General features: G+C 70.9%; 12 protein-coding genes. 6 read left to right on the top strand and 6 right to left on the bottom strand.

Going from position 1 to position 14,205, the window contains the following annotated elements; translation table 11 throughout:
• The first annotated feature begins 36 nt into the window (after positions 1-36).
• The 4 genes from ABZU69_RS19150 (at position 37) to ABZU69_RS19135 (ending at position 4,734) form a co-directional block, all read left to right on the top strand.
• The gene (locus tag ABZU69_RS19150) at positions 37-1,311 is read left to right on the top strand and encodes a family 1 glycosylhydrolase (protein WP_354965674.1); all 1,275 of its coding nucleotides are present in this window, start codon (positions 37-39) and stop codon (positions 1,309-1,311) included.
• Between the two features lie 71 nt (positions 1,312-1,382).
• Positions 1,383-1,907 (top strand): PadR family transcriptional regulator, encoded by a 525-nt coding sequence (locus ABZU69_RS19145; RefSeq protein WP_354965673.1) that lies wholly within the window; start codon positions 1,383-1,385, stop codon positions 1,905-1,907.
• On the top strand, positions 1,904-2,584 hold the full coding sequence (locus tag ABZU69_RS19140) for an ABC transporter ATP-binding protein (protein WP_354965672.1): 681 nt from the start codon (positions 1,904-1,906) through the stop codon (positions 2,582-2,584). The genes ABZU69_RS19145 and ABZU69_RS19140 overlap by 4 nt, the downstream gene beginning before the upstream one ends.
• On the top strand, positions 2,581-4,734 hold the full coding sequence (locus tag ABZU69_RS19135; RefSeq protein ID WP_354965671.1) for an FtsX-like permease family protein: 2,154 nt from the start codon (positions 2,581-2,583) through the stop codon (positions 4,732-4,734). Before ABZU69_RS19140 ends, ABZU69_RS19135 begins: the two co-directional genes overlap by 4 nt.
• A 90-nt stretch (positions 4,735-4,824) precedes the next feature.
• Here ABZU69_RS19135 and ABZU69_RS19130 read toward each other — a convergent pair whose 3' ends face one another.
• Both ABZU69_RS19130 and ABZU69_RS19125 read right to left on the bottom strand, forming a co-directional pair.
• Positions 4,825-5,364, bottom strand: coding sequence for a DinB family protein (locus ABZU69_RS19130; RefSeq protein WP_354965670.1), 540 nt, complete (start codon positions 5,362-5,364; stop codon positions 4,825-4,827).
• A 42-nt stretch (positions 5,365-5,406) separates the two neighbouring features.
• The gene (locus ABZU69_RS19125) at positions 5,407-6,426 is read right to left on the bottom strand and encodes a WYL domain-containing protein (protein WP_354965669.1); all 1,020 of its coding nucleotides are present in this window, start codon (positions 6,424-6,426) and stop codon (positions 5,407-5,409) included.
• Positions 6,427-6,489: 63 nt separating this feature from the next.
• Between ABZU69_RS19125 and ABZU69_RS19120 the strand changes: the two genes are divergently transcribed.
• Positions 6,490-7,590 carry a winged helix DNA-binding domain-containing protein gene (locus tag ABZU69_RS19120; protein ID WP_354965668.1) on the top strand — a complete coding sequence of 367 codons (1,101 nt, stop codon included), beginning with the start codon at positions 6,490-6,492 and terminating at the stop codon, positions 7,588-7,590.
• A gap of 56 nt (positions 7,591-7,646) precedes the next feature.
• Here the strand turns inward: ABZU69_RS19120 and ABZU69_RS19115 are convergent, their stop codons facing one another.
• The 4 genes from ABZU69_RS19115 to ABZU69_RS19100 all read right to left on the bottom strand — a co-directional run bounded on the left by ABZU69_RS19115 (position 7,647) and on the right by ABZU69_RS19100 (position 13,675).
• Positions 7,647-10,517, bottom strand: a complete 2,871-nt coding sequence (locus tag ABZU69_RS19115) for a glycosyl hydrolase (protein ID WP_354965667.1) — start codon at positions 10,515-10,517, stop codon at positions 7,647-7,649.
• Positions 10,518-10,682: 165 nt separating this feature from the next.
• Positions 10,683-11,183: a hypothetical protein gene (locus tag ABZU69_RS19110; protein ID WP_354965666.1), complete on the bottom strand. Its 501-nt coding sequence runs from the start codon at positions 11,181-11,183 to the stop codon at positions 10,683-10,685.
• Between the two features lie 87 nt (positions 11,184-11,270).
• Positions 11,271-12,035 carry a DUF1223 domain-containing protein gene (locus ABZU69_RS19105; RefSeq protein WP_354965665.1) on the bottom strand — a complete coding sequence of 255 codons (765 nt, stop codon included), beginning with the start codon at positions 12,033-12,035 and terminating at the stop codon, positions 11,271-11,273.
• Positions 12,032-13,675: an MFS transporter gene (locus ABZU69_RS19100; protein WP_354965664.1), complete on the bottom strand. Its 1,644-nt coding sequence runs from the start codon at positions 13,673-13,675 to the stop codon at positions 12,032-12,034. The genes ABZU69_RS19105 and ABZU69_RS19100 overlap by 4 nt, the downstream gene beginning before the upstream one ends.
• A 105-nt stretch (positions 13,676-13,780) precedes the next feature.
• Between ABZU69_RS19100 and ABZU69_RS19095 the strand changes: the two genes are divergently transcribed.
• Complete coding sequence (locus tag ABZU69_RS19095) at positions 13,781-14,113, top strand: hypothetical protein (RefSeq protein ID WP_354965663.1); 333 nt, start codon at positions 13,781-13,783, stop codon at positions 14,111-14,113.
• Positions 14,114-14,205 lie beyond the last annotated feature (92 nt).

Here is a 14,205-nt window from a genome sequence, read left to right as displayed (position 1 = left end):
CCGGGCCCGTACCCCGCGCACCGATGAGGAGCAGCCGTGACCAGCACCCGAGACGTCGCCGACGGTCGCAGTGCGCCGGCTCCGTTGGGATCCGACTTTCCGGCGAACTTCCTCTGGGGTGCCGCGACAGCCGCGCACCAGGTTGAGGGCGGCAACGTCAACAACGACTGGTGGGACTTCGAACACGCCCCCGGTACCGCCGCGCAACAGTCGTCCCACGACGGCATCGACCACCTGCACCGGTATGCCGACGACTTCGCGCTGCTGAAGTCTTTGGGCCACAACGCCCACCGCCTGTCGCTGGAGTGGTCCCGTATCGAACCCGCACCGGGGGAGTTCAGCCGCAGCGCCCTCACCCACTACCGCCGGGTCCTGACCGCGCTCGCCAGCGCCGGCATGACCGGATTCGTCACCCTGCACCACTTCACGTTGCCGCGCTGGTTCGCCGCGAGGGGTGGTTGGCTCGCTCCTGATGCGGTCGAGCTGTTCAGCCGATACTGCGACCGGGTCGTCGCGGAGCTGGGCGACCTGATGCCCTTCGTCTGCACTATCAACGAACCACAGATGATCGCCCTGCACGGCTATCTGGAGGGCTACCACCCGCCGGGGATGACCAACCCGATCCTGTGGAAACGGGTGGGCAGGGTGCTCCTGGAGGCGCACCACGCCGCGGTACGGGCCATCCGCGATGGAGGAGCCCGGTCCAGGGCGGGCCTCGCCGTGCAGCTGCCGCTGCTGACCCCGGCTCGTGACGACGACAGCTGCGTCGCGTTCTGCCGCGCTCTGCGGACCGAGATCGTCGACCTGTACCTCGACGGGCTCACCGGACCCGACCCTGGAGACTTCCTCGGCGTCCAGTACTACCGCCGGCAATGGGTCGATCCCGCCGTGCCGACACTGTTCGCCGAACCGCCGGCCGGCGCCCAACTGACCCAGATGGGCTGGGAGGTCCATCCGGATGGACTGCGCCAACAGCTGCACCGTGCTGCCGCCGCCGGGCTCCCGCTGTACGTCACCGAGAACGGCATCGCCACCGAAGACGATCACGAGCGGGTCGACTACCTCGAAACGCATCTCGCCGCACTGGCGCAGGCCCGATCGGAAGGAGTCGAAGTTCGCGGTTACCTGCACTGGTCCGCCTTCGACAACTTCGAATGGGCCGAGGGATACCGCCCCAAGTTCGGACTGATCGCGGTCGACCACGACCACGACCTGCGCAGAACCCCGAAACCGAGCGCCCATGCCTTCGCTCGGGTCGCCAGGACAGGAAGGCTCGACGCGCTACGCCACGGGACCGTCGTACATGCATGAGGCCACGGCGGCCCCGGATGTAGAACCCGGGCGTATATACGCGGTGTATACCCCCGGTGTATGGTGCTGGCATGAGCGTTCCACTCACCCTCCTCGGCCTGCTCGATCGGGAACCCAGCCACGGGTACGACCTGAAGCGCGAGTACGACACCTACTTCGGCCGCGGTAAGCCGCTGCCGTTCGGGCAGGTCTACTCGACGCTCAGCCGCCTGGCGCGCGACGGCAAGGTGGTGATCAGCGAGGTCGGCCCCGGCGAAGGGCCCGACCGCAAGCGCTACATCATCACCGACCTGGGCGCGACCGAGGTCGAGCAGTGGCTGACCCAGCCGGTCGAACCGGAACCGCACCTGCAGACCGTCCTCTTCGCCAAGGTCGTGCTCGCGCTGATGCTGGACCGTCCCGCCGGCGAATACCTCGACACCCAGCGCAGCGCGCACCTGCAGCGGATGCGTGAGCTCACCGAGATCAAGCGCACCGGCAGTCTCGTCGACGCGCTGCTCGCCGATCACGGTCTGTACCACCTGGAGGCGGACCTGAGGTGGATCGAGATGACCGGCGCCCGGTTGGACGCCCTGACGAAGGCGGTACGGTCATGACCATCGCGATCGAAGCGAGGAACGTCGAATTCTCCTTCGGCCAGACACCTGCGCTCCGCGGCGCCAGCATCGCCGTCGACTCGGGGGAGATCGTCGCGATCATGGGGGCCAGCGGGTCGGGTAAGTCGACGTTGCTGCACTGCCTGGCCGGCATCCTGGTTCCGGATTCCGGCGAGGTCCTGTTCGACGGGGCTCGGGTCGACTCCATGACCGAGGCCCGCCGCAGCAGCCTGCGCCGGGACCGCTTCGGGTTCGTGTTCCAGTTCGGGCAGCTCGTCCCCGAGTTGACCACCGCGGAGAACGTGGCCCTGCCGCTGCTGTTGAACGGCACACGCAGGGCCGAGGCGCTGCGCAAGGCGTACGGCTGGTTCGAGCGGCTCGGCCTGGAAGGGCTGGAGCAGCGCCGGTCGGGTGAGCTTTCCGGAGGGCAGGCCCAGCGGGTCGCCCTCGCCCGGGGTCTGGTCGCCGGGCCGGAGGTGCTCTTCGCCGACGAGCCGACCGGTGCGCTCGACTCGCTCACCGGCGAGCAGGTCATGGACCTGCTGGTCACCGCGGCTCGTGAGCAGGGCACCACGGTCATCCTGGTCACCCACGAACCACGGGTCGCCGCGTACGCCGATCGCGAGGTCATCGTGCGTGACGGCCGCGTGAACGCGCCGGACCGGATCGCGTCATGATCCGCTTCGGGCTCCGCCTCGCCGTGGCCGGCGGGCGGGAGGCACTCACCCGCCTCATCATCATCGCCACCGCCGTGGCGGTCGGCGCCGGTCTGCTGCTGGTCACCCTCGCGGGCCTCAACGCCGTGAACGCGCAGCTCACACGGTACGCGTCGCTGTATCCCAGCCCGTCGGCGGACGGTGGCGGCGATCCACTGTGGTGGTCCACGCGGGAGGACTACTTCCGCGGCGAGCAGATCGTACGGATCGACGTCGCCGCCTCGGGCCCGGGCTCGCCGACGCCGGTCGGCATTCCGGAGACCCCGGGGCCGGGGGAGTACTACGTCTCACCGGAGTTCAGCACGCTGCTGGCAGCGACCCCTGCCGCCGAACTCGCCGATCGCTACCCCGGGCGAAACCTCGGCACGATCGGTTCGGCCGCGCTGCCGTCACCGGACGCCCTCCTCGTCATCGTCGGCCACACCGTGAACGAGGCCACGACGCTGCCAAATGTCCGCCAGGTCACCAGCATCGGCGACGACACCCACGCGCTGCCGGAGACGGTCGTGGACCTCATCGTCGGTGTCATAGCCGGTGGGCTGCTGTTTCCGGTGCTGATCTTCATCGGCACGGCCACCCGGCTCAGCGCCGCCCGCCGGGAGCAGCGGTTCGCGGCGATGCGGCTGGTCGGCGCGACGCCCCGGCAGATCTCGGTGATCGCGGCGACCGAGGCGGCCGTGGCGGCGCTCGCGGGCACGGCTCTCGGCTTCGCGCTGTTCTTCGCGTTCCGCGGCCAGCTCGCCGCGATCCCGTTCACCGGCATGCGGTTCTTCCCCGACGACATGGTCCTGAGACCGCTGGACGCCCTGGTGGTCGCGCTCGGCGTGCCGGCCGGAGCGGCGCTGGCGGCCTGGGTGTCGCTACGACGCGTCCGGATCTCCCCGCTCGGCGTCACGCGGCAGGTCACCCCCCGTCCACCCCGCGCCTACCGGCTGATCCCACTCGCGCTCGGGGTGGCCGAGCTGGCCTACTTCATCGGCCGCAGGCCCGAGACGTCGGATGGCCAGACCGCCGCGTTCCTGCCTGGTCTCCTGCTCATCATGACCGGTCTGGTCCTCGCCGGACCCTGGCTCACCATGGTCGGCGCCCGTGTCATGGCCAGCCGCGCCCGGCGGCCCGCGGCACTCATCGCGGCGCGGCGCCTCGCCGACAACCCGAAGGCCGGCTTCCGGGCCATCAGCGGCATCATGCTCGCGCTCTTCGTCACGAGTGTGGCCATCGGTGTGATCACCACGATCGTCGCCAACCGTGGCCCCGCCCGGATCGAGTCGACGGATGCCGCCACCCTCTCCACCGGCTTCTCCGACGACGAGCTCTCGGTGCCCGACTCACTGCTGGTCGAGCTGCGCTCGATCCCGGGCGTGCGGAGCGCGACGGTGGTCCACCGGAACCCGGACCGGATGGCCGATCCCGGCGTGCTCGCGTGCACCGACATCCCCGAGGCGTACGGCCGATGCGCCGACGGCGCCACCGTGGCGGCGGTGGCCCACAACTTCATCCCGTTCGACGAGTCGGCGTCCGCCTCCAGGGTGTGGCCGGCCGCATCGGTTTCCCTCGACGACCTCGAGCGGTTGCCGGTGGCGTCCATCGTCGTCGGCACGGACGGTTCGACAGCCCCGCTGGAACGGGCGCGCACGGCCCTCTCGTTGGCCTTCCCGAATTTCTGGGTGGCACCGACCGTTCCCGGTGAGTTCGAGTCGTCCTTCACCGATCAGCTGCGTGGTTGGAAGCAGTTGGCCAACGTCATCATCGTCGCAAGCCTCGGCCTCGCCGGCTGCAGCCTGGCGGTCAGCGTGGTCGGCGGTCTGAGTGAACGCAGGCGCCCGTTCAGCCTGCTCCGCCTCAGTGGGGCGCCGGTGCGGGTCCTGCGCCGTGTGGTCGCTCTGGAAAGCGCCGTACCGATGCTGGCCGTCGCCGTGGTCGCGATCGGCATGGGTTTCGTGGCCGCCCAACTGTTCCTCAAGGCACAGCTGGACTACACCCTCACCGCGCCGGGCCTCGGGTTCTACGCGATCGTGATCGTCGGCCTGGCTGCATGCCTCGGCATCATCGCGTCCACCCTGCCGTTGCTGGAAAGGATCACCGGCCCGGAGACGGCACGCAGCGAGTGATCGTGTGAGCGGCGGGGGAGGCACACCCCCGCCGCTCACCCGCTCACGCGGATGCCGGCCGACTCGAGCGGCCCTGGTCGTTCCCCCGACTCACTGGCCGGTGCGGCCGTCGACGCACTCGCGCAGCAGGTCGGCGTGGCCGACGTGCCGGGCGTACTCCTCGATCATGTGAACGAGGACGTCGCGGACGCTGACCGTGTCGTCGCCGATTGGCACCTCCCGCCCGAGGTCGTCCTCGTCGAGCGCGTCGAGCCACTCATCGGCCGCCGCGATCTCCGCCTTCCACGTGGCGAACGCCTCCTCGACGACCGCGGGGTCGGCGACCGCGTCGGTGAAGTCCGCGTCCCTGTCGTCGTCCCGGCTGAACAGGCGCGGCTGGTCGGTCCTGCCGCGCAGCACCCGCTGGAACCACTGGTTCTCCACCTTGGCAAGGTGCCGGATCAGGCCGAGCAGGCTCATGGTGCTCGGTGGCACCGAGCGGCGGGCGAGCTGCTCGGCGTCGAGACCGGCGCACTTCATGTCCAGGGTCAACCGGTAGTTCCGCAGGTACTCCTGCAGTGTCGCCTTCTCGCCCTTCGGGTTGCCGTAGGTCCGTGGATCGTCGGTGGGGTCCACCCACATGTCGCTCATGGCTCCCGACCCTGTCGACAAGCCGCGACGGGCGCAAGCGGGTTATCGGCCCGTCCGGACCGGTCGAGGTGGTGTGGGGGGCGCGCCGGCCGCGGCGTCGGCATAGCGGTCGGCCAGCCGCGCGAAGGCCTCTCTGAGCTCGGTCGGCCCGACGACCTCGATGTCGGCGTCGAACCGACCGATGGCGGCGGCCAGGCCCGGCCATGACCACGAGCCGACGACGAGCCGGCAGCGGTCCGGGCCGAGGGCCTCGACGAGTCCGTCGCTGGTGTAACGGGCCGCGACCTCGGCGGGGAGGTCCAGGATCACCTCGCCCCGGCACGGCCAGCCTTCGGGGCCGTGGAACCTGCTGACCACGAAGGCCGCCACGTCCGCACCGGGTAGTTGCCGTGGGGTGAAGCGAGGCCCCGTGGGGGTGCGGGGCGTGATCCGGTCAGCGCGGAAGGTGCGCCAGTCCTCCCGGTCGAGATCCCAGGCGACGAGGTACCAGCGCCCTCCCCAGGTGACGACGTGGTGGGGCTGGACCTGGCGCGGCGCACTGTCGGCCTGATCGTCGTCGGCCGCTGGCGGGAATGCGGGGCCGTAGTCGAAACGCAGCACCTCGCGGGCGTGGACGGCGGCACTGAGCGCCATGAGCACGCCGCTGTCGGCCTGTGGGCTCGATCGGGTCGCCGGCCGCTCGACGGCGGTGACCTGGATGGTGTCGATGCGACGGCGCAGCCGTGCGGGCATGACCTGCCGGACGGTCTGCAGCGCGCGCGCCGCGGCTTCCTCGATGCCGGCGCCGGAGGTGGTGGCGATCTGGAGTGCCACGGCGAGGGCGACGGCCTGCTCGTCATCGAACAGCAGAGGCGGCAGTTCCGCGCCCGCGTCGAGCCGGTAGCCCCCGTCGGGACCCTTGGTGGCCAGGATGGGATAGCCGAGCTCACGCAGGCGGTCGACGTCGCGGCGCACGGTGCGCGGGCTGATGTCCAGCCGTTCGGCCAGCAGCGCCCCCGGCCAGTCCCGGCGTGCCTGGAGCAGCGAGAGCAACGACAGCAGCCGCGCCGAGGTCTTCAGCATGGGTCCCGATACTGCCATGAGAAGCGGCCAGACCCTGGCCGCTTCACCTGCGACTGTTGCCCGATGACGGTGCTCGACAACCGCACGCTCAACCGCGCGACGCTCGCCCGGCAGTTGCTGCTCGACCGCGCGGACGTACCGGTCCTCGACGCCGTCGCCCACCTCGGCGGTCTGCAGGCGCAGGAACCGCAGGAACCGTTCGTCGGGCTCTGGTCGAGGCTGCGCGCGTTCGACCCGGCGGTGCTCTCGGACCTGCTGATCCAGCGAAGCCTGGTGCGGACACACCTCATGCGCCGCACCGTCCACCTCCTCACCGCTGACGACGCACTGACCTGGCGCGCCCGACACGATGCGATGCTGCGCCAACGGGTGCTCGGGACCTACCGCCGCGAGCTGGACGGGGTGGACCTCGACGAACTCGCCGCGGCCGGCCGGGTCGTGATGGCCGACGACGAGCCGCGCTCGATGACCGAGCTGGCGCGGGCGCTCGCCGAGCGCTGGCCGACGCCGGGGACGCGGGCACTGGGCGAGATGGTGATCGCTGCCCTCGTCCCGATGGTGCAACTGCCGCCGCGCGGACTGTGGCGCACGAGGGCCGGAGTGCGCAACGTCCTGCTCTCCTCCTGGCTCGGTCGGGAGATCGACCCGCCGGTCCTGGAGGACACCGATCCGGTCGGCCAGGCGCTGGTACGCCGCTACCTGGCCGCGTACGGCCCTGCGGCCACGGCCGACCTGCGCGCCTGGTGCGGCCTCGCCGGGCTGCCGGCCGCGGTGGCCGCGATGCGCGGCGAGTTGATTGCGTTCCGCGACGATCGTGGCCGTGAGCTGCTGGACCTTCCCGACGCGCCGCGCCCCGACCCCGACACACCCGCCCCGGTGCGGTTCCTGCCGGCCTTTGACAACGCGATACTCGGTTACCAGGACCGGAGGCGGATCATCGACGATGCGCACCGTGGTCTGTCGGTCGCCGGCGAGCGCGTGGTGCTGGTCGACGGTCGGGTCGCCGCGACCTGGAACGTCGAGGCCGGCGCCGTGACGGTCATTCCGCTGCGTCGCCTCTCCCGAGCCGACCGCACCGCCGTCGTCGAGCAGGGGCGGGAGCTGGCGTCGTTCCTCTCCGACAACGAGAGCCACCGGGTGGAGGTCGGCCCGACTCCCCGATGACCGTGCGCCGCGCCGCCGCCGGCCGTACCGAACCGGCGGCGGCGCGGACGGGTGGATCAGGAGTACGGAAGCCGGAGCACCGACTGGTTGCCGATGCCCACCGTGCTCGGGTTGTTGCCGATCGCCGACCACACCTCGACCCGGACCGTGCCGTTGCTGAGGGTGCCCAACGTGCCGGTGGCCGAGGCCAGGCCGGCGTTCTGGGTGTAGTGCTCGTAGCCGGGGACAGGGTCGGTGGCGAAGTAACGCGACGTCTCCACCCGCTCCCAGCTGCCGTTGCCCGTCAGGTCGTACGAGATCCGCACCTGCACGCCGTTGCCGACGGCCGTGCCGGCGTCCAGGAACAGGTCGAAGGTGGTCTGCCCGCCGGAGTAGGCGAGGTTGAGGCCGGTCGCCGTGAAGACCTGCGGGTTGGTCGGCGTACCGTCGTGGTTTCCGTTGGCCGCCGCGACCGTGGTCGTGGCCGCGCCGCCGGCCGCGCCGAGCCCGCCACCGGGCAGCAGGTACCGGGTCGGAGAGCCCGGGTTCGGGGGCGGATCCGTCGGAGGGGGTGTGGTGGGCGTCGGGGTCCCCGGGGGTACGCCGCCGGCCGCGTTGCCGCCGCTCCAGGTGTACGCCCCGGTGGTGGCCGTCCGTCCGGCCGGCACGGCGAGCGTCGTGCCGTTGGAGAACGTCACCGTGATCGCCGTCGCGGTCGGGTTCGACGCCACGTAGGTGCGCGCCCCGTTGCGCGAGAACACCGCCGACAGTGGATGGTTGGCGGTCACCGTCGTGTCGACGGTGCCCAGCGCCGCGAGGTTGCGGATCCAGTGGAAGGTGTGTGCCCGACTCTCGCCCTCCTCGACCGTGTAGTTGGGGTTCGCGCGTAGGTTCGCCAGCGCTGCGTCGCCGTCACCGAGGGCCTGGAACTGCCAGAGGATGTCCTGCCAGACCGTCGGCTGCCCACCGTTGTTGCGCACCAGTTCGGCGTAGTTGGTCCGTACGTACGCCTGGTTGTTGCCGAGGTAGAGGTGTCCGCCGGTGACCGGCAGCAGGTTGATGCCCTGGATCATCTCCGGCTCGGCGCTGAACCAGGTGGCGTACGCGCCGCCGTCGCCCCAGACCATGCCGACCGTCGAGTGCCCGAAGGCGGCGGGGAAGTTCTGGTCGCTGACGTCGAACCAGTATTCCTGGATGGCCGCGGCCTGGGTGGTGTAGAGGAAGATGCCGGCGTCGCGGACGGCGGTGTCGCCGGTCACCTGCCCCCACTGGATCAGGGCGTTGGCGAAGTTCATCCCCTCCGACGACGATTCCTGGTTGTTGCCGGAGCCGAACGAGCCGTGCCCGGACGCCCAGTCGTGGCCGGCGTAGATGTCGAAGTCGCGCAGGTACGGGAAGCGGGTGTCGTCGCGGCGGTAGTTGTTGGCGTCCCGGATCAGCAGGTCCACCATGCCGCCGTAGCGGCTCGCGGCGGCCCACGCCGGGTCGAACTTCGCCAGCGTCGCCGCGGCGGCGATAAAGTAGCCGTAGTGGAAGTGGTGGTCGTTGAGTTCCTGGTCCGAGCCGTACGAGGCTGGGTAGCCGATCAACGTGCCCCAGTTGCCGTCGTAGTAGAAGACCCTTCCGGTCTTGCCGCTCGACGCGGCGAACCAGTCGGTGAGCGTGCTGCGGATCGCGTTCAGCGCGCTGTCCCGCGTCGCGGTGTCGTTGACCAGGTCGGCCACCTCGGCGAGCCGGGCGGCCCGGCCGAGCCCCTTGCCGGTCCAGTACGTGTCACCGCCGCGCTGGTCCATCGGGTTCGCGCGGGCGGCGGCCAGGTGGTTGGTGAGCGTCGTCAGGTCGGCGCCGCCGCCGTCGCCGACGGCCGGCAGTTCCGGCAGGACCCCCTGGAACTTCATGGCGGTACGGAACTGGTTGACGCCGGTGAGCACCTTCATCCGGCCACGCGCCGACGGGTAGGTCGGGGTGATCGGGGTGGAGCCGGTCAGCGACTTCCACTGGTGCGGGTAGAGGCTGACCACGGTCTGCGTGGCGGTCCCCTCCCGGGCGGTCGTGGTGAACGCGTACGTGGTGGTCAGCCCGTTGGTGGCCGGGTTGTAGGCGTACGAGACCTGGGTGCCGGTGACGTGGGCGTGCGCGTACCGGCCGTAGGTGGAGGCCAGGTCGGCGCGCTCGGCCGCCGACGTCGACGGCGGCAGGAGGGCGACGGAGAAGTAGCCCCGGCCGGCCAGGGTGGAGGAGATCCGGCCGCCGCTGACGGTCCAGGTGGCGCTGCCGGGGGCGTACCCGACGTAGTCGTGGCCGTTGACCCGGAAGCCGACCGTGGCGCCGCTGTTGGACCAGACGTCCGCGGTGCCCGTCGCGCTGATCACCGCGTCCCCACCGGTGGTCTGGAAGTACGCGAAGGGCAGACCGTGGCCGATGGTGGCGCGCATGGTCCGGGCTCCGTCGCTCCAGTGTGGGCTGACCGTCCAGTCGGTCCAGCCGTCGACCTTGACCACGGGCGCTCCGAGCCCGGCGACGCCGACCCGGATGTCCTGGACGTACGGGTAGTGGTACTCGCCGACCCCGGTCGAGGTGCCGCTGATGGCGGGCGTGGAGTTGGCGGAAAAGCCGAGACCGTCGGTGAACGTGTCGTACGAGAGCGGGTGGGCGTGCAGGGGCTCGCTGAAGGCGCAGTCGGTGCGCTTCCAGAGCAGTGAGGACCACCAGTCGTTGGTCGGTACCGCACCGGCTGGCGCGTTCGCGGTGGCGAACTGTCGGGGGTTGCTCGACATCGGGCCGCAGCCGGTGGGGAGCGGGCCGACCGGGGTGGTGGTGTAGCTGCCGGCGCCGACGGGGGCGGCCTCGGCGGGACGGGTGAGGGAAATCGTGAGGCCGCCGACGACCAGGGCCAGAGCGGTGGTGGCGGCCAGGACCCAACGGCGGTGGGGGACGGGAGGTTTCACGGTGCCTCCATCGCGTGTCGGGATGCCGACCTGCCGGCTCCGACACGTTGTCTGAATTGAGGAGAAGATGCAGTGAGAGAGCGCTCTCCCAGTCGGCACGGTAATCGAGGGCTATGACTCCCGTCAATGTGTCCCACGGGTTGCGTGCTGATGTCGCGATTTGAACTACCACCGCTCGCCGGCGTGCCAGTCGGCGACCCGCCAGTGGTCGTCGGCCTGCCGGATCAGCAGCAGCTTCAGCGGCGCGACCTCGCCATCGACGAAGCGGGCCTGCGTCAGTACCTCGGCACGAGGTTGTCCAGGGCCGACTATCGTTGTCCCCTCGACCGAATAGCCGGTGAGCCGCTGGCCACCGGAGTGCAGCTCGGAAAAGGTCGGCAGGTCGCTGGCCTGCCGACGCTGCTCGGCGAGCAACTCGTACGCGACCGTGAACTCGGCCGCGACGAGCGCGTCCAGGTACGCCGCAGCGGTCGCCTGGGCGGGACCGCGGTCCCGAACCGCCTTCGTCACAGTCAGCGCCGTCCACACCACCACGCCGAATGTTGCGATGGTGCCCAGGGCAACGATCTGCCAGACCGACAAACTCCGGGTGAAACAGCCGTAGCACCCGAGCAGGAACAGCCCGACCGCCAGAATTCCGAGTGCCCGCCTCCACCGTCCCGACATGCTCCCGGACCTTAGCTTGGCGAGGCCGCCTCGGCCAGAGCGCCATGGTGACGCGATGCCCGCTCACGCACCGCAATCAGCCCACTCTCATCCCGCGACGGCGGACAGGTCGACCGCGGCGGCGGCGACGATCGCCCGGTCACCCTTGTTCTGCACGTAACCCACCAGAGTCGCCTGCCGAGGATCGAGATCTGGCGGCGCCTCCAGCTCCACCTGCCCGCGCTCGGCGTCCAGACCCAGCGAGGTGAAGGCGCGCACCACGTTGTCCTGCCGCAGCGTCCGCCCGGCGTTCTCGCCCCGGGCGACCTCGCTCTCCAGGCCGCGTTCGACGATCGCCACGTTCAGCACCGCACGCTCCGAAGGCCGCTCGGTCTCGAAGCCCAGGACGACCCGCTGCCCGGCGCCCGCACCTCCGGCGTAGTCCTGGACCGACAGTGTGAACGGCGTGGTGGTTGCCGACGTCAGGGCGGACGCGATCGCGGTCGCCGCCCGTCGACGGTCGGAGCCGACGAACTCGACGGTGCCGTTGACGACCATCTGGGGGGTGTACAGGCGTCCGGAGCCGAAGGCCCGCGCGTACGCCTCCTGCCGCGCGGTGTACGCCGCGTCGGCGAACCGGTCGGGCCAGCCCAGATCATCCCAGTAGTCGACGTGGAACCCGAGCGCGAAGACCGGCTGCCCCTGGGCGCGCGCGTCACGCTCGATCTCGGTCAGCACCTCCTCGGCCGGAGGACAGCTCGAACAGCCCTGGGAGGTGAACATCTCCACGACGGCGAAGCCGCCGTCCGCGGACGCCACGTCCGGCAGCGGCGATCCCGGCAGGCGGGCACGATTCGACCCGGGGTCCGTCATTGCGCCTCCTCCGTGCGTGCTGCTGGCGGCCCTCCGATTCCCGTTACGGCCGCGACCATGCCTGCCCGCGCCTCGCCGCTCGGCCCGCCAGGTCCGCGTTCGGGGGCGCCGTCAGCGTCCCGCGCCTCCGCGACGGGCGGACGCGCGGTCGAGGCGGCGGTTCGCGGCCGGCCGGGTCGCATGAGGACGATGACGAGCAGGCTGGCGAGGACGCCGACGGCTCCGGCCACGGCGAAGGTCGCCTGGACACCCGCCACCCCGGCGGCATGCGCCGCGCTGTCCAGCAGGTGCCGCCCGGCTGCCGGCGTGGCGCGCAGCAGACCGGGTGTCTGCCCGCCGGCGATGGCGTGCGCGACGTGCGCCGGGTCCGCAATGCCACGTCCGGCCACGATGGTCTGCGCCTGGGCGGTGAAGACGCTGCCCAGCGCGGCGACGCCGAACGCGAAGCCCAGCTGGCGGGTGGTGTTGACGGCTCCGGCGGCCATGCCGCCGCGCTCGGCGGGCACCAGGGACATGGAGACCGAGCCGAGGATGGGCGTCGCGAGGCCGACGCCGACACCGATCAGGGCAACCCCCGGCAGCAGCGCCGGCCAACTGGCCGAACCGTGCACGAGCGCCGCGGTGAGCAGGCTGCCGAGGCCGACGAACAGCAGACCGGCGCCGATCACCAGGTCTGGTCTGCGGCCGTGCAGCACCCGACCCAGCGCCGCCGAGACAGCGATCGCGGTGACGGACATCGGCAGGCCGGTGAGCCCCGCCGCGAGCGGACTCAGTCCCAGCACGGACTGCAGCCAGATCGAGGTGTAGGTGAGGGTGGTGAAGGCCGCGAACGTCAGCAGCAGCCCGGCGAGCAGGACCGCGACGAACGAGCGGTCGCGCAGGAGGGCGAGGTCGGACATGGCGTGTCGGGTGCGCGCCTCGATCGCCACGAACCCGGCCAGCAGGAGCGCGGCCACCACCAGCAGCCACCAGACGGCGGCTGCCGACCAGCCGTCCTCGTTCGCCCGGATGAGTGCATAGGTCGCGCACCCCGCGGCGGCGGTGAAGCTCACCATACCGGCGACGTCGATCCGGCCCCGGACGGTCGCGTGGGCGACGGTGAGCGTCGTGGCGCACAGCAGGATGGCCACGGCACTGACCGGCAGGTTGACGAGGAAGATCCAGCGCCACGACGCGCCCTCGGTGAGCAGCCCGCCGAGGATCGGGCCCACGGCGGCCGAGGCGCCCGACACCGCGCCCCAGATGCCGTACGCGCTTCCCCGGTCACGCCCGACGTAGGCGCTGTTGAGCAGGGCGAACGTGGTCGCGAACATAGCCGCCGCCCCGACGCCCTGTACGGCGCGCGCGGCGATCAGCACGCCCGGGTTCGGCGCGAGACCGCACAGCAGCGACGACACCGCGAAGACCGCCAGCCCGACGACGTACGCCCGGCGGTGCCCCACCCGGTCGGCGATCGAGCCGGCGCCGAGCACCAGTGCGCCCAGCGCGAGGGCGTAGGCATCGATGACCCACTGCAACGCCCGGAAGGACGCGCCGAGGTCGTCGACCATGTCGGGCAGGGCGACGATCACGATCGTGACGTCGACCAGGAGCATGAACGTACCCAGCCAGACCGTCAGCAGCGGCAGCCACTTGCGCATTCTGATACGAAGCGCGCTTGGTACGCGTTGACGCAGGGAGACTATCGAGGCGTCATCGCAGCTGCCGAGGCTGTTGAGGCGACCGCAGCGAACGATGGAGCGGCGGTGCGGCTCGCCGCCCAGCAGGCGAAGGCTTGGGCGCGACTCGGCGACCGTCGCCAGGTAGAGACTTCTCTCGACCGTGGACACCGATTGTTGGAATCCCTGCCTTACCCGGAGGACACCGATCACCGATTCGTGGTCGACCCCGCCAAGTTCGACTTCTACGCCATGGATTGCTACCGCATCGCGGGCGAGGACCGGCTTGCCGAGATGTACGCCCGAGAGGTCCTGAAGTCATCGACCGACCCGAACGGGCAGGAACGTAAGCCAATGCGGATAGCGGAAGCTCGGGTAATGCTCGGCGTGACCGCTGCTCGCACAGGCGACGTGGAGTGAGGTGATCTCAACAAGGGTCGGGGCGCCGATCGGGGTGACACGGGCATTGCGTCCATAGCGGACAGTGGTGGATATGGGCGTGGAGCCATCGG

The organism is Micromonospora sp. NPDC005206 (assembly GCF_040608175.1).
GTDB lineage: Bacteria > Actinomycetota > Actinomycetes > Mycobacteriales > Micromonosporaceae > Micromonospora.
Note: the sequence above shows the minus strand (reverse complement) of the source record. Positions and strands in the feature narration are given on the sequence as shown.

What these genes read in the sequence shown, in the direction of transcription:
- ABZU69_RS19105 (WP_354965665.1), bottom strand. Translation starts at nt 12,035, where the DNA reads ATGACGGACCCCGGGTCGAATCGTGCCCGCCTGCCGGGATCGCCGCTG.
- ABZU69_RS19140 (WP_354965672.1), top strand. Translation starts at nt 1,904, where the DNA reads ATGACCATCGCGATCGAAGCGAGGAACGTCGAATTCTCCTTCGGCCAG.
- ABZU69_RS19120 (WP_354965668.1), top strand. Translation starts at nt 6,490, where the DNA reads ATGACGGTGCTCGACAACCGCACGCTCAACCGCGCGACGCTCGCCCGG.
- ABZU69_RS19110 (WP_354965666.1), bottom strand. Translation starts at nt 11,183, where the DNA reads ATGTCGGGACGGTGGAGGCGGGCACTCGGAATTCTGGCGGTCGGGCTG.
- ABZU69_RS19125 (WP_354965669.1), bottom strand. Translation starts at nt 6,426, where the DNA reads ATGCTGAAGACCTCGGCGCGGCTGCTGTCGTTGCTCTCGCTGCTCCAG.
- ABZU69_RS19130 (WP_354965670.1), bottom strand. Translation starts at nt 5,364, where the DNA reads ATGAGCGACATGTGGGTGGACCCCACCGACGATCCACGGACCTACGGC.
- ABZU69_RS19135 (WP_354965671.1), top strand. Translation starts at nt 2,581, where the DNA reads ATGATCCGCTTCGGGCTCCGCCTCGCCGTGGCCGGCGGGCGGGAGGCA.
- ABZU69_RS19145 (WP_354965673.1), top strand. Translation starts at nt 1,383, where the DNA reads ATGAGCGTTCCACTCACCCTCCTCGGCCTGCTCGATCGGGAACCCAGC.
- ABZU69_RS19100 (WP_354965664.1), bottom strand. Translation starts at nt 13,675, where the DNA reads ATGCGCAAGTGGCTGCCGCTGCTGACGGTCTGGCTGGGTACGTTCATG.